Genomic DNA, 18,229 nt, shown 5'->3' on the forward strand with positions numbered 1-18,229 from the left:
CAAGTGCGACGCGACCCGCAAAAATCAGGTGCTATCGGGCTCCGGGCTATCCCTCAGGCGAAGGCCCAGATGTCCTCGGCCTGGAAGCCGACCTGGTACCCGGCGGTCTTCAACTTGACCACGACCTGGCCGATCTCGGCCGCCGGCAACGCACCAACCTCGACCTTGATCATGCCGGGACGGTAGCGCTCGAGGTCGAGCTGCTCGAAGACGATCCAGTCGGCGCCTTCGCAATCGACAAGGAAGGCGTCGATATGGGTGATGCCGTTGCGGTCGAGCAGCGTCTGCAATGTCTCCGACGGCACTTCGATATCCCTGAGGTGCGGCGCGAATTTGTTGAAGTTGGCATCGGCCTGGCCCCAGGCATTCTTGCCCGACATCAGATTGGTGTCGGTCACCGACGAGCAGCCGATGAACTCGATCGGCAGCGTGCCAGCCTCGAGTGCGGCGGCATCGAAGGTGTGGACCGTGATCGTTCCCTTGCTCTTCGTCACCGCGACCGGCTCGATGATGAAGCGGCCCGTATCGGTATAGTTGGCGCGCAACCACTTCTGGTTGTGCGGGATCGGCTCGACCAGTACGGCGCGAGCGTGCGGGATGCGGTGCAGCCACGGCGTCACATCGTCGAACAACACGCCATCGCAGGCGCCGATATTGACCATCTGGAACCGCCTTTTTGCCCCACTGAGGCGCGCCTTCAGCGCGGCCTTCGCCAGGAACTTCGTACCGCGCAGCGACGGCCCGCGATCGAGGATGCCAGCGGGGAGGCCGAGCGACAGCGCGATGCGCGCCAGGCTGGAAACGGAACTCATGACTTGTCTCCAGCAATGACGTGCAATGGCGCGGCGCCGCGCCCTTTGGTGCTCGCTGATGCCCACAACGCCATGAATGGCCCGGCGAGCAGCAGGAACGGCGGGATCAGATTGGGAAAATAGATGCGGGTGTCGTGGATCGGGAAGACCGTGAATTTAGCCAATACGCCGAGCACCAATGCCGCAAACAGAATGCCGGCGCGGCGGTCGAGCTTGAAGCCGGCACGGCTTGAGGCATACCACCCCGCCAGCGCCAGCACCGAGACGCCGACCCAGTTGTTCAGGCTGACGGCACGGATCAGGGAGGCGGCAAAAGCCCGGAGGTAGGCGACAGCCGAGAACGGCGGATCGAAGCCGGCCATATTGTAGTGCTGCTCGATCGAGGAGAACCACAGATGCGGCCACCAGCCGGGATGCTGCGCCCAGTGCGAGATGGCGAAATAGGCGACGAGCGAGGCGGCAAAGCCGGCCAGCGCGCCCCACGCCTTCTGCCGGAAGACCAACAGCAGCACGGCAAAAATAGCAAGGAAAACAATATTGTCGGGCCGAGCCATGAAAGCGAGGAAGAGCAGGATCGCGGTGGCCACTTCACGACCGCGCCTATAGGCAAAGAGCCCGCCGAGGAACAGCGCCGAGCACAGCAGGTCAGGCGTCAACGCCCGCGCCGCGTCGCCGAAATCGGCCATCATCAGCACCGCGCCGAGAACCGGCGCCAGCGCCAGCGCGCCCACTGAGCGCAGCCAGAGCAGCGTGATCGCGCCGAACAGCAGCACCGAGAACACCTGCAGCAGCCGCATCGCCGCGACCGGCAACATCGCCGAGCTCATCGTCGACAGGATCTCGGCGTAAAGGAACTTGATCCGGTACATGCCGAGCAGCGAATGGAAATCGGCGGCGTTCCCGGCCATATGACTGCGGAAGCCGCCGCCATCATCGGTCAGTGCCTTGTAGTCGCCCGCCTTCACCCCGTCCCTGACCGTGCCATAGGCATAGTCGTGCAGCGCCTGCACATCGCGATAGGTGCCCTCCTCGGCGATCGCAAGGTAGGGCAGCATGTCCCAATTGGCGTCAGGCATGAACCATGCCGTCGCCGCGGTCAGCAGGATGTAGAGCGCGAAGGCAGCCGCGCCGATCGGTGCGGCAAGACGCGCATAGGTGCCCTCGCCCCATGCCAGACCGGCCTTGGTCAGCCGGTCGAGCAGGTTTGTCGGAGCCGGAGACTTGCTCAGCATGGTCTCGCTCGGCGCACCTGGCTAACGGACCTGGCTTTTGACGAAATCCTTCACGATCGACACGATGCCGCGCGACAACAGGCTGTCGAGCGCCTCGACGAAGCGGTCGACATGTTCGCGCTGGCAGATCAGCGGCGGTTCGAGACGGATGACGTTGCGGTTGTATTCGGTGAAGGCGACGAGCACGTCGTAGTCACGCAGCAGCAAAGCACCAACAAAACCGGACAAGGATCCCTTCAGCTTGTCGTCAAGCACGCTGACCACAGGCCGCAGCACCATCGGCAAGGTCTGCGAAAAGTCGTGGAATTCCAGCCCGACCATAAGGCCTTTGCCGCGTACCTCCTTGATGATCTTCGGGTATTTTTCCCGCAACGTCTGCAGGCGTTGCAGCAGATAGTCGCCGGTGACCGCGGCGTTGTCGATCAGCCCCTCGTCGTAAAGCACGTTGAGCGCCTCGATCGAGGTGACGCAGGCCTCGCCCATGCCGCCGAAAGTGGCCATGGCGTGGATCATCGCCGTCTTCGGCGTGCCATAGGCCTTCATGTAGACCTCGCGCCTGGCGATCATCGCGCCGACCGCCGCCTTGCCGCCACCGAGCGACTTTGCCAGCGCCGTGACGTCCGGAACGACGCCGTAGTGCTCGAAGGCATAGAAGCGGCCGGAGCGGCCATAGCCGCACTGCACCTCGTCGGCGACCCACAGAACACCGTATTGGTCGCATAGCGCACGCAGCTTCTGCCAGTATTCGGCAGGCGCCTGGATGATGCCGCCGCCGCCCTGGACGGTTTCGAGCACGATGACGCCGACCTCGGGATCGGAGCGGAACGTGCGCTCGACCGCTTCGACGTCGCCGAACGGAATGCGCATGACATTGTCGGCCATCTTGAAGTCGGCGCGATAGAGCGAGCCGTCGGTGATCGCCAGCACGCCCTTGGTCTTGCCGTGGAAGGAATTCTCGGCATAAACGATTTTCGGCCGCTTCGGGCCGGCGGCGCGCTCGGCGAGTTTCACCGCCGCCTCCATGGCTTCCGAGCCGGACGAGCCCAGAAACACCATGTCGAGGTCGCCGGGCGAGCATTTGGCGAGATTGTGCGCCAGCGCCGCCGCATATTGCGACATGAAGGCGATGGCGATCTCCTGCCGCTTCTCCTCCTGGAACTTTTTGCGCGCCTCGAGAAGGCGCGGATGATTGTGGCCGAAGGCCAGCGAGCCGAAGCCGCCGAAGAAATCGAGGATCTTGCGGCCGTTCTGATCGATGTAGAACATGCCTTCGGCGCGCTCGATCTTGATCTTGTGGAAGCCGAGCAGTTTCATGAAATGCAGCTGGCCGGGGTTGAGATGCGCCTTGAACAGGTCGGTCATGCGCGCGACGTCCATCGCCTTGGCCTGCTCGACGCTGATCAGATCGGGCTTGGCGGTGGTGGCGGGCGAAAGTGCCCGCGCGCTGACCGTGGCGCGCGCTGTCGTGTGGTCTGGCTTGGTCATGACGGCCATCTCAAGAATCTCCTGCTGGCCCTTCACTCGGCGGGCACATGGTTGGCGGCGACGGCATGGCCGTCTTTCTTGGCGCGATATTCGCTGTAGGCGGCGATCAGCATGTCCTCGTCGCGATATTGCGGCACCCAGCCGAGCTGGCGTTCGGCCTTGGACACGTCGAGCACGCAGTCCTCGTCGGCGATCAGATACTGCTCCGGATCCATGATTGGCATGTTCAAGAGGTCGAGCAGGTCGAGCGTTCGCTTGACTGCCCAGCCCGGGGTCGGGATCAGGATCGATTTCGAGCCGGCATGCCTGATCAGGTCGCCGAGCAATTTCCGGACCGGCGGCGGGTTGAGCGAGCCGAGATTATAAGCCTCATCAGGCACGCCGGCCTTCCACGCAGCGCGCGCCGCCTCGGCGCAGTCGAACACCGAGATGAACTGATACGGGTTCTTGCCCGAGCCGATCGTCGGCACCGGAAGGTTCCAGTCGATCAGCTTGAACAGCTTTTCGAGGATGCCAAGGCGGCCGGGACCGATGATCAGGCGCGGCCGAAACAGCGAGATCGACATGCCGCGCTTGCGCCATTCGACGGCCAGTTCCTCGGTCTTCTGCTTCGACCAGCCATATTCGCCGAGCGGCGCGACCGGGTGCTCCTCGGTCATCGGCTGCGTGACCGTGTGGCCGTAGATCATGTCGGTCGTGTAATGGACGAGTTTGGGCGCGCCGGCTCTGTCCATCGCCTGCATGATGTGCTCGGTGCCGTGGAAATTCACCGGGAAGAAGAATTCGTGGCGCCTGGCGCGCACCTGGATCGGCGACAGCATTTTCGCCGACAGATTGTAGACCATGTCGTCGGCCTTCAGCCCAACCGAAGCGACCGAGGCCGGATCGGTGACGTCGCACCCGACATATCGGACCGAGCGGTAATGCGGCAGGTCGCTTTTGGCGATATCTGCGACGACCACCTCCCCGCCATCGGCCAGGAGTTTCGGGGCAAGGTGGCGGCCGACGAAACCGTCGCCGCCGAAGATCACATGTCTCATCGAACGATCCCACTTTGAATCTTGTCGGACGAAAAGGAGGCCGTTTCCTCGTCATGCCCGCGACCACCCAAATCCCGGCTATCCAAATCCCGGCCACCCAGATCCCTGCCACTTTGGGCGATCAGCACCGTGCCGACGCAGATGAAAGCGATGCCGGCGATACGCCAGCCATTGAGGTCTTCGCGGAAGATGAAATAGGCGAAGATCGCAACGGCGACATAGGCGAGACTGAGGAACGGATAGGCGAAGCTGAGCTCTACCTTGGACAGCACATAGATGTGCGCCGCCATCGAGATGACGAAGGTGCACAGGCCGAGGAAAACCCATGGGCTGAAGACGATCTGCAACAGCTTCAGCAACGGATTGCTGCCCTCGAAGGAAATCGGACCGAGTGACATCATGCCCTGCTTCAGCATAAGTTGCGCGGCAGCGTTGGTCATGACCGTGAACAGAATGGAGACGATGTATTTCATGTTTTTTCCATCAACCTTTTCCGTTCTACTGAAAACTTCCAAACATTTCGTGAAGCACAAAAAAGTTCGAGGAAAGCTTGAATTATCGATCTGTTTACCACGAACTATTCGAATGTTATCTATTCCGCGGCTTCGGCGGCTCCGTGTCGCGCCTCGAGCCTTTGCGCCGTTCGCGCCCAGAAACTCGACATGAAGGCGGGATCGCGGATCGCTTCGAGGCGTTGCCATTCCGGAAAGGAGGCTGCGAAAACGTCGTCGCCCATGCGGGCATCCTTGTAGGGATTGACCGCACCACCGGCCTCGACCGTGATTTGGTCGAGCTCCTTCAGCAGCGCCAGCGTCGCCCTGCCACGGTTGGGGAAATCCAGCGTCAACGTGAAACCCGGCCGCGGGAACGACAGCAGTGCCGGCGAGCGGACCCCGCCGAAGCGCTTCAGGACTGTGAGGAACGAGCCCTGCCCGGCCCGTTTTGCCGCCGCAAGCAACGCCGGCACCACTCGGCGCGCGACGTCTTCCGGCATCACGCTCTGGTGCTGGAAAAGCCCATTCGGTCCATAGAGGCGGTTCCAGTTGCCGACGCCGTCGAGCGGAAAGAAGAAACCCTGGTAGCCGACCTGACGCGCCTCCGTCGACCGGCCTTTCTTCCACCGGTAGGCGGCATTGAAGGCAGTCAGGAACGGCCGGTTGAGCACGTTGAACGGCGGCTGGAACGGCACCGAAAGATTTCCACCGGCACGCAAGGCCACATGGGAGCCATACTCGGCGTGATTGCCGGTGAACAGCAGCCCGCGCCCGCGACTGTGGCCGCCGGCAAGCTGGTCGATCCAGGCGACGACGTATTCGTTGGCCTGATCGGCCGCTTCTGCAAGTTCGAAGAACTCGCCGAGATCACGGAACGGCGTCACCTTCTCGATGATGTCGAGCGATGGCACCCTCATCAGCCGGATCGATGCGGACAGTATCAGGCCAGTCAGCCCCATGCCGCCGATCGTCGCCGCGAACTGGCGTTCATTCTCGGTGGCCGAGCTGTAATGGGCCTGTCCGTCCGATCTGAGCAGCGTCAAGGATTCGACGTGGCAGCCGAAGGTGCCGCGCCGGTGATGGTTCTTGCCGTGAACGTCGTTGGCGATGGCGCCGCCGAGCGTGACGAACTGCGTGCCCGGAACGACGGCGGGAAAGAAGCCGTATGGCGCTGCATGGGCGATGATGTCGGACAGAAGCACGCCGGCCTCGGCCTCGATCACGCCGGTCTCGGCATTGAAGGCGCGGATCCTGTTCAGCGGCCGCATATCGATGATCGTGCCGGCCCCATTCTGGCAGGAATCGCCATAGGAGCGGCCGTTGCCGTAGGCGAGCAAAGCGTTTCTTGTCGCCTTGCCGCTCTTCAGCAGCGCAACAGCGTCGTCCGCCGGGATCACATTGAGTGCCGGTGGCGTGGCAAGACCGAAGCTCTGGAACCGCTCCTGCCCCACGCCTACCAGCCTCCGACGACCAGAAACACAGCGCCGATCAGCACGACGATCTGGCTGCGCCAGTCGCGGATGATGAAGACGACCGGATCGTCATGCATCTGGTCGCGGCGGGCGAGAATCCAGACGCGCATGGTCAGGTAAAGCACGATCGGCGCCAGCGGCCAGACCAGCCAAGGATGCGGATAAAGTTCGCGCACCGCAGCGCTGTCCATATAGAGCGCCAGCACCAGCGCCGAGGAAAAGGCCGACGCCATGCCCGCCTGGGCGACGATCTCCTGGTCTTCGGTGCGGTAGCCGCGGCCGGCAATGCGCTCGCCGGCCGGAATGGCAGTCGTGCGCAGCTCGACAAACCGCTTCACCAGCGCCAGCGACAGGAAAAAGAAGATCGAGAAGGCCAGCAGCCAGAACGAGACGTCGACGCCGGTCGCCGCGGCGCCAGCCAGAACGCGGATGGTGTAGAGACCGGCCAATATCAGCACGTCGATCAGAAGCATGCGCTTGAACGACAGCGAATAGCCGGTGGTGATGACCATGTAGCCGCCGAGCACGCCGAGGAATTCGATCGGCAGCAGAAGCCCTGCAGCAACGCCTATTGCGAGCAGCACCATCATTGAACCGAGGCCGAACGGGATCGACAGCGCGCCGCTGGCGAATGGCCGGTTGCGCTTGGTCAGGTGTTTGCGGTCGAGCGCGAGATCGAAGAAATCATTGAGGATGTAGATGGCGGAAGCGACCGCGCTGAACGAGACGAATGCCAGCAGGCATTCCCAGATCATGTCGGCGTTGAAGTACTCGTGCGACAGCACCATCGGCACTGCGATCAGCGAGTTTTTCAGCCACTGATGAACGCGCAGCATCTTGACGATGGTTCTGAATGTCGGCTTCGGCGCCGGCATGATTTCAGCACTGTGCGCGGCCTGCCAGCGCGCGGCATGACGGTCGGGCGCGACGACGATTGCCGTGCGCGCGGCGTCGAATACCTTAAGGTCGTGCCGACTGTTGCCGGCATAGTCGAAGCCGCCATCGCCATAGGCGGCGACAAGCGAGGCGCGCTTTCTGCCTGACGTCATGTTGTGGGGGCCGTCAGTCGCCAGGACGCGATCGAATATCCCGAGATGTGCGGCGATCGCCTCGGCGAATTTACGCGGCGTCCCGGTCGCCAGCACGATCTTGCGGCCTTCGCCATGTTCGGTGCGAAGGCGCTGAAGCAGCGCCTCGCGGTAGGGCAGCGACGCAGGATCGATGTCGATGCGTTGAGCGATGGCCTGCTTCAACCGCGCCGGCCCGCCGGCGAGCCAGAACGGCACCAGGAAAACATAGAGCGGATTCTTCTTGAGAAGGATGAACAGACCTTCCCACAACAGGTCCGTCGCGATCAGCGTGCCGTCGAGATCGACAGCAAGCGGGATTGCGTTCCTGTCCGACCGCGCATCCATTCTTCGTTGCCCTGCCTAAAAGCGCATGATCCCGAAAGCCGACCTTTCGGAAAGGATCAGGCGCCGATCCAAAACCCCATGCTTCGGCGTCTTCGGCCCGATATAGCGGGCAACAGCGCAGCGATCGTTAAAGCGTCCGGCCCGGCCTGGCTTGCGTGACGGTATTTTCCCTTTCATCGTTAAATTTCGATAACCCGAAACGATCAAAGGCCGGGCATTTGCCCGGCCTTCTAAAAACTAGTCAACGTTTTTTGACGCGGTTACTTGATGCGGGCGACGCCGCCAGAGATTTCGATTGTTTCCGAACCGGTCAGCGCTTCGAGGTCGCCATTCGGCATGGTAACGAAACAGCCGGTCGGGCAGAATTCAGCGGTTTCGCCGGCGGCCAGCGCCAGCTCCGTCTTGCTACCGCCTTCGGTCACGACGAGTGTGCGGGTCTCGGCGTCCTTGTTGGTGGCGCTGGCGGCAAAGGCTGAACCGCCCACGGCAAGAAAAGCGATGGCGGCGACGAGCGACTTCCACATTTGCAATATCGGTGTTGCCACCGCCTCTGTTGCATCTCGCAAGGCATTCCCGCCGTTTGCATGTGAGCTTATATGAGATGCCAGCTGAACGGCAACTGAATGCCGCATTCATGCCGCAATTGCTTTGGCTGCGTCGGAAGCGCAGGTATCAGCCGTTCGCAGGCCGGCTGAATATCAATTTACCCTAATCGGGATCCGGCTTGCGGGTCTTGCGCCCGGATCTGGCCAGGCGTTTCGTCTCGGCCACGGCTTCCGCCTTTGCTTGCTCCTGTTCCGCAAAATCGACTTCGATCTTGTCGTCATCGATTGGCCACGCCTCATGCTTCTTGGTCTCGACGACGGCGCGCGGCGCCGACGGAATTTCGATATGCTGATCGGCGAACTCGTCGAGGACGGCAAACCGAATGTCGTTCTGCACGATGTTGCCGTTCATCACGTCGGCCAGGAACACACGGATTTCGAATTCGAGAGCGGCCGCCCCGAAATTGGTGAACAGCACGAAGGGTTCCGGATTTTTCAGCACCAGCGGATGGCCGCGCGCAATCTCCAACAGCACAGCATGGGCCTGCTTGACGTCGCTGCCGTAGGCGACGCCGACCTTGATGTCGATGCGACCGAGCTTGTTGCGGTGCGTCCAGTTGCCGACCGCATTGTTGATCAGGTTTGAATTGGGCAGGATCACCGACTGCCGCTGGAACGTCTCGATCTCGGTAGCGCGCACGCTGATCTTCTTGACCGTGCCGCTGATCTCACCGGCGACGATCCAGTCGCCGACCTTGAACGGCCGCTCGGCCAAAAGGATCAAGCCGGAGACGAAGTTGGAGACGACATTCTGCAGACCAAAGCCGATACCCAGCGACAGGGCGCCGGCGACAAGCGCCAGGTTGGAGAGATCGATGCCCGCCGCCGAGACGCCGACGAGGGCTGCGAGCGCGACGCCGGCATAGCCGACCGCCAGCCGGATCGAGTTGCGCACGCCGGTATCGACCTTGCCGCGCGCCATCACCGAGCCGTCGAGCCAGCCCTGGAACCAGCGCGTCAGGAAATAGCCGATGATGAAGACGACGATGCCGGTGAGGATGCCGGTCACCGAGATCGTCACCGAGCCGACGGTGAGGCCCGTCGCCAGCTTGTAGGCCCAGGCCTCGATGTCGCCGGGCTGGAAGCCCCACATCAACAGGATCAGCGGCAGGAACACCAGCACGATCATCAGGTTGATGGCGACGCTGACGACCAGGCCGAGCTGGTCGAGCGCGGACTCCTCATAACTGGAATTGGTCGATAGCCAGCGCCCGATCGACGTGTTGGCAAAGCCACCTTCCTCGCTGATCGCCCGCGCTGACAGGAAGCCGATATAGGCGGTCACCAGAATGGTACCGGTGACCACGACCTGCAGCGAGACGAAGATGGCAAGGCCGATATAGCCGAGCAGCGCCGTGGCAATGGTGAAAAGGCCGATCGCGACTGCCGTGTAGCGCAGCCACGCCGGCCAGGGGCGCCAGCTTCCGTCGGTGGCCTTGAACGGCTTCAGCAGCGCCATCAGGATCAGGATGATGCCGACGATGACGGTGGCGACAAAACTTCTGGCGATGGTCAGCGACAGCGGCGAGCCCATCGTGTCGTTGACCACCGACAGGAAATAGTTGACGCCGATCACCACCGCCATGGCGGTCGTCAGCCGCACCAGCCAGCGTGCCGGGCCTGATTCAACGGGGATGAGCCGCCAGTTCGGCAGCCGCGGCTCCAGCGTCGCATTGGCCAGTCGGTTGACGCAGAACACCACCGCGATGACCCCGACCAGCGCATTCAGGAAAACGCCAATGTCGCCGCGCAACACATTGTAGTAGTTGAAAAAGAACACGGTCGAGACCAGGAAGACGCCGACCGCCAGCGTCGGCAGCAATGTCGACCAGAACGCCACCGACAACCGGCTGAGATAGGACGGATCTTCGACCGACGGGTCCGCTTCGAAGACACGCCCGAACAAACGCCGCCCACCGACAAAAAGCACCGCCGCCAGGGAAAGCGCCGTCAAGGTCGCGGCCAGCACGGCCTGGAACTTGAACTTGAAGACGAAGCTCAGCCACGACGACACTGCCTTGTTGAAGCCGGTAAATTCACCATTGGCATCGGAAATGACCTCAGGGCTCAACGCGTCGGACAGCACGTAGCGCTTGGTGAGCAGATTGCGAAACAGCTCGCTGCGCATATTGCCGATCTTGGCGATGAGGCCGCTGATGCGGATCGACAGGTTTTGCGCCGCGGCGATGACTGCATTGATCTCGGCCTTTTCGGACGCCAGCGCCTGGCGTTCGCTGGTCACGATGTCGGGTTCGGGCGGCTGGCCCGCGGCCGGCGGCGCCCCGAGTTGATCGAGCCTTGCGTTGATCTCCGAAAGGCGTGGGCGGAAGGCAAGCGCGCTGTTCAGCGCACCTTGCGACATTTCCTCGAGCTGCAGGCGGATGTCGACAAGGCTGGCGTCGTCGTCACCGTCCTCGTGGATTTTCTTTTCGAGATTGTCGGTCTTTGTCGTCAGGTCCTGCAGGATTTTCTGCTGGTCGGCGACCACTCCGGAGACAGCCTGATCAAGCCCCTGCGCCGCCGCATCAAGCGACAGCGGCGCCGAGGCGACGATCGCCAGGACCAGAACGAAGCGGAGCAGTCGGAAAAGCATGATCGTTTGGCGACTCACAGGCGGTAAGGCGTTCTAAAGCTCGCCCTTGATAAAGACGCTCATACCGGGGAGCAAGCCGTCCCGCCCTGCCCGCCCTTCGGAGTCGGCCAGTCGAAAAGCGATGGCGCAATATTGGCTTTGCGGCAGCGGCCTGCTCTATAATGTGCCGCATCGCCCAAAACGGCTGACGAAAAGCCAGAACGGACAACAAAAAGAATGGCGGAATATTCGGCCTTCTCGCTTCTCAAAAATGCGCTGACCGGCAACAAGGACTGGAAATCGGCCTGGCGCAAGCCGAACCCGAAGGCGTCCTACGACGTGATCGTCATCGGCGGTGGCGGCCATGGCCTGTCGACCGCCTATTATCTCGCCAAGGAGCACGGCATCACCAACGTCGCAGTGCTGGAAAAGGGCTGGCTCGGCTCCGGCAATGTCGGCCGCAACACGACAGCCGTCCGCTCCAACTACCTGCTGCCTGCCAACACGCGCTTCTACGAACATTCGATGAAGCTGTGGGAGAACCTGTCGCACGACCTCAACTACAACGTCATGTTCTCGCAGCGCGGCTGCCTCAACCTCGCGCACACGCCGGCCCAGCTCGACGATTTTGCCCGCCGCGGCAACGCCATGCGCCATCTCGGCGTCGACGCCGAACTGATGACCACGGCCGAGATCGCGCGCCTGGTGCCGGCGCTGGACGTCTCCGCCACGGCGCGCTTCCCAATCGTCGGCGGCCTGATGCAGCGGCGCGCCGGCACCGCCCGCCACGATGCCGTCGCCTGGGGCTATGCGCGCGGCGCCGACCGCCGCGGTGTCGACATCATCGAGAATTGCGAGGTCACCGGCTTCCTGCGCGACGGCGACCGCATATCAGGCGTCTCGACGTCGCGCGGAGATATCCGCGCCAGGAAGGTGGCGGTCGCGGTGGCCGGCAGCACCGGGCAAGTCATGCGGCTCGCCGGCATCGATACGATGCCGATCGAGAGCCACGTGCTGCAGGCTTTTGTGACGGAATCGCTGAAGCCGTTCATCAACACAGTCCTGACTTTCGGCATGGGCCATTTCTACATGTCGCAGTCGGACAAGGGCGGCCTTGTCTATGGCGGCGATCTCGACGGCTACAACAGCTACGCCCAGCGCGGCAGTTTGCCTGTTGTCGATGAGGTGATGAGCGAGATGCTGGCGCTGTTTCCGGGTCTCGCCCGGGTTCGCATGCTGCGTTCCTGGGGCGGCGTCTGCGACATGTCGATGGACGGTTCTCCGATCATCACCACCGGCCCGCTGCCGGGCATGTATCTCAACTGCGGCTGGTGCTACGGCGGCTTCAAGGCGACGCCGGCCTCCGGCTGGTGCTTTGCCTGGACCATCGCCAAGGATGAACCGCACGACTTCAACGCGCCCTTCACGCTGGATCGCTTCCATCGCGGACTGGTGATCGACGACAAGGGCCAGGGCGCGACGCCGCGGCTGCACTAGACCATGATCCCGAACCGCAGGTCGGCGTAACAAAGAGTGGAAACCGGTTTTCGGCCAAGATCATGGTCAAACGAGAAGATACAATCGCATGCTGATTACCTGCCCCTATTGCGGCCCGCGCGACCTCATCGAGTTCACCTATCAGGGTGACAGCAACCGCGAGCGCCCTCAGCCTGCCTCGCAGGACCTCGATGCCTGGAACGCCTATGTCTATGACCGATTGAACCCGGCGGGTGACCACAACGAGATCTGGCAGCATTCCGGCGGCTGCCGTGCCCATCTCAGGGTCGTGCGCAACACGCTGACACACGAGATCTCCAGCGTCGCGTTCACGCGCGGCGACCACAAAGTGGCTGCCCGGCACAAGGCGGAGGGCAAGTCATGAGCCCGCGCCGCACCGATGCCGGTGGCCGGATCGACCGGCTGCGAACCATCCGGTTCACCTTCGACGGCGCGCCTTACACCGGCCATGCCGGCGACACGCTTGCCTCAGCGCTGCTGGCCAATGGCGTCACCCTGTTCGGACGCTCGTTCAAATATCACCGTCCTCGCGGGGTGCTGACAGCAGGCGTCGAGGAACCGAACGCCCTGGTGACGGTGTTGCGGGGCGAGGTTCGCGAGCCGAACATCGCCGCGACCATGGTCGAGATCTATGATGGGCTGACCGCCGTCAGCCAGAACCGCTTTCCATCGCTGGCCTGGGATGTCAGCGCCGCCAACCAGCTCGGCGGCAAGCTTCTGTCCGCCGGCTTCTATTACAAGACCTTCATGGGGCCCGCGATCGGCCCGCTGAAGAGCACGCGTTTCTGGATGTTCTGCGAGCATTTCATCCGCCGCGCCGCCGGTCTCGGCCGCGCCGGGACCGCTGCCGACACGGCGCGTTACGAGCGCATGAACGCCTTCTGCGATGTGCTGGTGGTCGGTTCCGGTCCGGCCGGACTGATGGCCGCCAGGGCAGCCGCCGATCAGGGCGCGCGTGTCATCCTCAGCGAGCTCGAACCGCATTTCGGCGGCTCGGCCAACTGGTCGGGCGAGACGATCGACGGGATGCCCGGGGCCGACTGGGCAGCGCGAGCCGCCGGCCAGCTCGAAGGCTATGACAATGTCCGCCTGCTGCCACGCACCACGGTCTGGGGCTATTACGACGGCAACACGCTCGCCGCGCTTGAACGGGTTGCCGACCACAAGGAGAGGCCCGGCAAGGGCGAACCACGCCATCGCTACTGGATCATTCGCGCCAAGTCGGTGGTGCTGGCCACCGGCTCCTTCGAGCGGCCGCTGGTGTTTCCGGGCAACGATCGGCCGGGAGTGATGCTGGCGCATGCCGCCGAACGCTACGCCAACGAGTACGGCGTGCTGGCGGGCAACAGGATCGCACTGTTCACCAACAATGACAGCGCCTATCGCTCCGCCCTGGCGCTGAAGAAGGCCGGTGCGGCGATTGTCGCCATCGTCGACGTGCGGCCGGAGCTTTCGAGCGAGACGCGCGAGCTCGCCGATGAAGCGGAAGCCAAGATCCTTTTCGGTCACGCCGTGGTCGCCACCGAAGGCCGCAAGGCGCTGTCCGGCGTCAAGGTGCAGCGCTTCGACATGGTCAACGGCGCGCTTGCCGGCGAGGCGCGCAGCATTCAAGCCGACTGCCTGCTGATGTCGGGAGGCTGGTCGCCGACCATCCATCTGGCCAGCCAGGCCGGCGCCAAGGCGGAATGGAATGCCGCCAGACAAGCCTACCTGCCACCGAAGCCAACCCAGCAATGGATTGGCGCCGGCGCTTTCACCGGCAGCTTTTCAACCGCCGAGGCAATCGCCGAAGGCCGCGCCGCCGGGCTTTCGGCGGCAGGTGGAACAGGCGTGCCTACGGCCCTGCCGGTCGTCGAAGCCGCACCCGGCGGTCCCGACCCGGCGCCGGTGTTCGAGATCAGGGCCAATGGAAAAAGCTTCGTCGATTTCCAGCACGACGTGACCGCGGAGGATGTACGGCTTGCACATCGCGAAGGCTTCGTCTCGGTCGAGCATCTGAAGCGCTACACCACGCTCGGCATGGCGACCGACCAGGGCAAGAGTTCCAACATACCCGGCCTCGCCATCATGGCCGAGGCGCTGGGCAAGCCGATTCCCGAAGTCGGCACGACACGCTTTCGCCCACCTTTTTCGGCCGTGTCGATCGGCTCACTCGCCGCCGAGCGTTTCGGCGACCTGAGGCCCCAACGGTTGACGCCGATGCATGACTGGCACGTCGCCAACGGCGCGACCATGTATTCGGCCGGCCTCTGGTATCGCCCGATGATCTATGGCGATCCCGGCGAGACGATCGAGCAGGCCTATGTGCGCGAAGCCAGGGCGACGCGCGAGAGCGCCGGCATCGTCGATGTCTCGACGCTGGGCAAGATCGCCGTGCAAGGCCCGGACGCGGCGGAATTCCTCGACCAGGTTTACACCAACATGTTCTCGACATTGGCCGTCGGCAAGGCCCGCTACGGGTTGATGCTGCGCGAGGACGGCCTCGCCTTCGACGACGGCACGACGTGGCGGCTCGGCGAACAGGACTTCCTGATGACCACCACGACCGCCAATGCCGGCAAGGTGATGCAGCATCTGGAGTATTTCCTCGACGTCATCTGGCCGGAGCTGAAGGTCCATGTCACCTCGGTGACCGACGAGTGGGCGGGTGCGGCGATCGGCGGGCCAAAGGCGCGAGCCATTCTTGCTGCCTGCGTCACCGGCACCGCCGTCGACAACGCAACCCTGCCTTTCATGGGCATCGTGCGCGGCAAGATATCAGGCGTGCCGGTGATGATCTGCCGGCTTTCCTTCTCCGGGGAAATGGCCTTCGAAGTCTACTCCGGCGCCGGCTACGGCACCCATGTCTGGGAAGCCTTGATCGAAGCCGGCAAGCCATTCGGACTGGTGACTTACGGGCTTGAGGCACTTGGCACGTTGCGCATCGAGAAAGGCCACGTCACCGGCGCCGAGATCGACGGCCGCACCACCGCACGAGACCTGCATCTCGACTGGATGCTGTCCAGGAAGAAGCCCTTCATCGGCTCGGCGATGATGGACCGCGAGGGCCTGATCGCGCCCGACAGGCTGGAACTCGTCGGCCTGATCTCGCTGGACAACCAGCCGCTCAACGGCGGCGCGCACATCGTCGAAGCGCTTGACGAAGCCAATCCGCACGATTCCATCGGCCACATCACCGCTTGCTGTTATTCGCCGGCGCTCGGCAAGTACATCGCGCTCGCTTTGGTCAAGGACGGCAAGGCACGACGCGGCACACGCGCCCATATCTCCGATCCTCTGCGCAACCGGTTCGGCCCGGTCGAGATCGTCTCCAATCACTTCTTTGATCCGGACGGGAGCCGCATGCATGGTTGAGCGCCAATCCCCGCTTGAGCTGGAGCTGCGCACCGGCTCGCATGGCGATTTCGAACGCGGCATCGAGGTCATCCTCTCCGAAACCAGGCCGGGATCGATCCTGCAGCTCGCTGCCTGGCCGGGCCAGGAGAAGGCGTTGATAGCAGGCATTCGCACCGTTACCGGCCTTGCGCTGCCCGACGGCGCCGGCGCCGGCAGCACCAACGGCGTGAGGTCGGTGTTCGGATTTGCACCGGGAAAATTCACCGTGGTCGACGAGGCCGAGGGCCTGGCGTCGGCCTTTGCCAAGGTCGTCACCCCTGACATCGGCACGGTGACCGACCTGTCGCACGGCCGCACCGCGATCCGCATCGCCGGACCGAAGGCGGAATGGGTGCTGGCAAAGTTCTTCGCCATCGACTTCGCGCTGCCGGCCTTCCCGGTCGGTGCCGGCCGCTCGACCATGCATCATGATGTCTTCGCCCAAATCCAGCGCACCGGCGCCGACCAGTTCGACATCTATGTGTTCCGCTCGTTTGCGCGCTCGTTCTGGAAAGCGCTCTGTCACGCCAGCGAGGAAGTCGGCTACGAAGTGCAGTAGACCGACGCGGCGCGTCGTCACCACGCTTGGCATCACCTCAACTGGCGAACGTCACCCACTCTTCCAGCGGCGCGCGGTCGGTGCGGAACGCGTTTTCGGGCTTGGATTTGTCCTCACGGCCAAGCGCCATGCCGCAGACGACGATCTCCTCGTCGGGAATGTTGAGCACCGGCCTGATCTGCTTGTGATAGGGTGCAAAGGCCGCCTGGGGGCAGGTGTGCAGGCCCCTGCCCCGCGCCGCCACCATGATGTTCTGCAGGAACATGCCGTAATCGATCCACGACCCCTTGTTCAGCCGCCGGTCGACGGTGAAGATCATGCCGACCGGCGCGTCGAAGAAGACGAAGTTGCGGTCGTGCTGCGCGCGCATCCTGTCGACCTCACGCCGGCCGATGCCGAGCACGCTGTAGAGGCCGAAGCCGTTGGCCCGCCGCCGGGTCAGATAGGGCTCGAAGAACTGGTCGGGATAGTAGCGATACTCGTCCCACTCGGCCTTTTCGGCACGGATGCCGGAGTTGAGGATGGCGTCGGTGATCCGCTGCTTGACCTCGCCCTTGGTGACGTAGACCCGCCAGGGCTGCATGTTGGTGCCCGAAGGCGCACGCGCGGCAACGGCGAGTATGGCGCGGATCGTCTCGTCGTCGACCATGTCGGGCAGGAACGCCCGCACCGAACGGCGCGACGTGATCGCCTCGTCGACGATCGCCGCGCCATCCGTAATCTTAGTCCTGTTTTCCAGCATGGGCGTCCCTTTGCGCGTGCCCCGGAAACCGGAATCGATTCCGGAAAGGATACATGCGCCGTCTAGAAATGAGAGAGCACCATTGCGGTCCAATTTGACGCATGGCGCTCTAACGCAAGCCTCGACCGGACGCCCTCACTCGCCGTTCGTGGCCGAGCCTTTGCCTGAACCGTCAAAACGGCGCAAGCAAATCTTGTGGCCTCATGAAAATTGCCTTGATTTTTTCACGAACTTGACCCCTCATGAAATTTGCCCCCAATTTTTCACCAGGGGGTATTTCACCAGAGAGATTTTCACCGAGAAAAAAGCTTTGACCTCAACCGCCGTCAGATCGGAGCAGGAAAACCGCGAACGGCTGCTGGCCGGCGATATCAGGGCGCTGCGCAGGGCGCGCGGGCTGACGCTTGCCGAGACCGGCCTGAAGCTCGACCGCTCGGTCGGCTGGGTCAGTCAGGTCGAGCGCGGCCTGTCGATACCGTCGCTCAGCGATCTCAGAGGCTTCGCGGAATTGTTCGGCGTGCCGGTCAGCCTGTTCTTCAGCCACGACGTGCCCGTCGAGAACGAGCGCGGCGTGGTCGTCCGCGCCGGCAGCCGCCGCACGCTTGGCACAAGCGATTCCGGCCTGGTGGAGGAGCTTCTGTCACCCGATCTCGGCGGTAGCTTCGAGATGCTGCGTTCGGTCTTCGCGCCGGGTGCTGAACTGAAGACCGAAGCCCGCCGGCCGACGGAGGAAGCCGGATATGTCGCTTCCGGCAGCTTCGACATCGAGATATCAGGCGTCTGGCACCGGCTTGTTGAGGGTGACTCGTTTCGCTTCGACGGCAAGCCGTTCCGCTGGCGCAATCCCGGTGCGGAGCCGGCGGTGGTCATCTGGGTGGTTTCGCCACCTGTCTACTAGAGGTCTGGAG

At 63.2% G+C, this 18,229-nt stretch carries 15 protein-coding genes; 5 read left to right on the forward strand and 10 right to left on the reverse strand.

The features are described 5' to 3' along the window. Nucleotides 1-53 precede the first annotated feature (53 nt). The 9 genes from AC0L2R_RS22500 to AC0L2R_RS22540 all read right to left on the reverse strand — a co-directional run bounded on the left by AC0L2R_RS22500 (nt 54) and on the right by AC0L2R_RS22540 (nt 11,148). Nucleotides 54-812, reverse strand: coding sequence for an FkbM family methyltransferase (locus tag AC0L2R_RS22500; RefSeq protein ID WP_473511603.1), 759 nt, complete (start codon nt 810-812; stop codon nt 54-56). Next, nucleotides 809-2,044, reverse strand: coding sequence for a hypothetical protein (locus AC0L2R_RS22505; protein ID WP_473511604.1), 1,236 nt, complete (start codon nt 2,042-2,044; stop codon nt 809-811). The genes AC0L2R_RS22500 and AC0L2R_RS22505 overlap by 4 nt, the downstream gene beginning before the upstream one ends. A 21-nt stretch (nt 2,045-2,065) precedes the next feature. Then, nucleotides 2,066-3,538, reverse strand: coding sequence for an aspartate aminotransferase family protein (locus AC0L2R_RS22510; protein ID WP_473511606.1), 1,473 nt, complete (start codon nt 3,536-3,538; stop codon nt 2,066-2,068). Between the two features lie 23 nt (nt 3,539-3,561). Then, nucleotides 3,562-4,569 (reverse strand): NAD-dependent epimerase/dehydratase family protein, encoded by a 1,008-nt coding sequence (locus AC0L2R_RS22515; RefSeq protein ID WP_473511608.1) that lies wholly within the window; start codon nt 4,567-4,569, stop codon nt 3,562-3,564. Continuing rightward, nucleotides 4,566-5,042, reverse strand: a complete 477-nt coding sequence (locus tag AC0L2R_RS22520; RefSeq protein ID WP_473511609.1) for an EamA family transporter — start codon at nt 5,040-5,042, stop codon at nt 4,566-4,568. The genes AC0L2R_RS22515 and AC0L2R_RS22520 overlap by 4 nt, the downstream gene beginning before the upstream one ends. A gap of 119 nt (nt 5,043-5,161) precedes the next feature. After that, on the reverse strand, nt 5,162-6,514 hold the full coding sequence (locus tag AC0L2R_RS22525; protein WP_473511611.1) for an FAD-binding oxidoreductase: 1,353 nt from the start codon (nt 6,512-6,514) through the stop codon (nt 5,162-5,164). 2 nt (nt 6,515-6,516) lie between these two features. After that, nucleotides 6,517-7,950, reverse strand: coding sequence for a UbiA family prenyltransferase (locus AC0L2R_RS22530; RefSeq protein ID WP_473511612.1), 1,434 nt, complete (start codon nt 7,948-7,950; stop codon nt 6,517-6,519). Between the two features lie 260 nt (nt 7,951-8,210). Continuing rightward, a complete protein-coding gene (locus tag AC0L2R_RS22535; protein WP_473511613.1) occupies nt 8,211-8,474 on the reverse strand; it encodes a hypothetical protein in 264 nt (87 codons plus the stop codon). Nucleotides 8,475-8,658: 184 nt separating this feature from the next. After that, nucleotides 8,659-11,148, reverse strand: coding sequence for a mechanosensitive ion channel domain-containing protein (locus tag AC0L2R_RS22540; RefSeq protein ID WP_473511614.1), 2,490 nt, complete (start codon nt 11,146-11,148; stop codon nt 8,659-8,661). A gap of 216 nt (nt 11,149-11,364) precedes the next feature. Between AC0L2R_RS22540 and AC0L2R_RS22545 the strand changes: the two genes are divergently transcribed. From AC0L2R_RS22545 to AC0L2R_RS22560, 4 genes are all read left to right on the forward strand, one after another. Then, nucleotides 11,365-12,624, forward strand: coding sequence for a sarcosine oxidase subunit beta (locus AC0L2R_RS22545; RefSeq protein WP_473511615.1), 1,260 nt, complete (start codon nt 11,365-11,367; stop codon nt 12,622-12,624). Nucleotides 12,625-12,712: 88 nt separating this feature from the next. Further along, entirely contained in the window at nt 12,713-13,009 is a 297-nt protein-coding gene (locus AC0L2R_RS22550; RefSeq protein WP_473511616.1) for a sarcosine oxidase subunit delta, read from the forward strand. After that, nucleotides 13,006-15,999 (forward strand): sarcosine oxidase subunit alpha, encoded by a 2,994-nt coding sequence (locus AC0L2R_RS22555; protein WP_473511617.1) that lies wholly within the window; start codon nt 13,006-13,008, stop codon nt 15,997-15,999. Before AC0L2R_RS22550 ends, AC0L2R_RS22555 begins: the two co-directional genes overlap by 4 nt. Beyond that, nucleotides 15,992-16,579 (forward strand): sarcosine oxidase subunit gamma, encoded by a 588-nt coding sequence (locus AC0L2R_RS22560; RefSeq protein WP_473511618.1) that lies wholly within the window; start codon nt 15,992-15,994, stop codon nt 16,577-16,579. Before AC0L2R_RS22555 ends, AC0L2R_RS22560 begins: the two co-directional genes overlap by 8 nt. 37 nt (nt 16,580-16,616) lie before the next feature. On the opposite strand, the gene AC0L2R_RS22565 is transcribed toward AC0L2R_RS22560, so the two are convergent. Then, nucleotides 16,617-17,321: a nitroreductase gene (locus AC0L2R_RS22565; protein WP_473511619.1), complete on the reverse strand. Its 705-nt coding sequence runs from the start codon at nt 17,319-17,321 to the stop codon at nt 16,617-16,619. Between the two features lie 310 nt (nt 17,322-17,631). Between AC0L2R_RS22565 and AC0L2R_RS22570 the strand changes: the two genes are divergently transcribed. Further along, a complete protein-coding gene (locus AC0L2R_RS22570; protein WP_473511621.1) occupies nt 17,632-18,219 on the forward strand; it encodes a helix-turn-helix domain-containing protein in 588 nt (195 codons plus the stop codon). Nucleotides 18,220-18,229 lie beyond the last annotated feature (10 nt).

Source organism: Mesorhizobium sp. WSM4820 (genome assembly GCF_055811075.1).

Coding starts and splice junctions, on each gene's coding strand:
- AC0L2R_RS22500 (WP_473511603.1), bottom strand. CDS start 812: ATGAGTTCCGTTTCCAGCCTGGCGCGCATCGCGCTGTCGCTCGGCCTC.
- AC0L2R_RS22505 (WP_473511604.1), bottom strand. CDS start 2,044: ATGCTGAGCAAGTCTCCGGCTCCGACAAACCTGCTCGACCGGCTGACC.
- AC0L2R_RS22510 (WP_473511606.1), bottom strand. CDS start 3,538: ATGGCCGTCATGACCAAGCCAGACCACACGACAGCGCGCGCCACGGTC.
- AC0L2R_RS22515 (WP_473511608.1), bottom strand. CDS start 4,569: ATGAGACATGTGATCTTCGGCGGCGACGGTTTCGTCGGCCGCCACCTT.
- AC0L2R_RS22520 (WP_473511609.1), bottom strand. CDS start 5,042: ATGAAATACATCGTCTCCATTCTGTTCACGGTCATGACCAACGCTGCC.
- AC0L2R_RS22530 (WP_473511612.1), bottom strand. CDS start 7,950: ATGGATGCGCGGTCGGACAGGAACGCAATCCCGCTTGCTGTCGATCTC.
- AC0L2R_RS22535 (WP_473511613.1), bottom strand. CDS start 8,474: ATGTGGAAGTCGCTCGTCGCCGCCATCGCTTTTCTTGCCGTGGGCGGT.
- AC0L2R_RS22540 (WP_473511614.1), bottom strand. CDS start 11,148: ATGCTTTTCCGACTGCTCCGCTTCGTTCTGGTCCTGGCGATCGTCGCC.
- AC0L2R_RS22545 (WP_473511615.1), top strand. CDS start 11,365: ATGGCGGAATATTCGGCCTTCTCGCTTCTCAAAAATGCGCTGACCGGC.
- AC0L2R_RS22550 (WP_473511616.1), top strand. CDS start 12,713: ATGCTGATTACCTGCCCCTATTGCGGCCCGCGCGACCTCATCGAGTTC.
- AC0L2R_RS22555 (WP_473511617.1), top strand. CDS start 13,006: ATGAGCCCGCGCCGCACCGATGCCGGTGGCCGGATCGACCGGCTGCGA.
- AC0L2R_RS22560 (WP_473511618.1), top strand. CDS start 15,992: ATGGTTGAGCGCCAATCCCCGCTTGAGCTGGAGCTGCGCACCGGCTCG.
- AC0L2R_RS22565 (WP_473511619.1), bottom strand. CDS start 17,321: ATGCTGGAAAACAGGACTAAGATTACGGATGGCGCGGCGATCGTCGAC.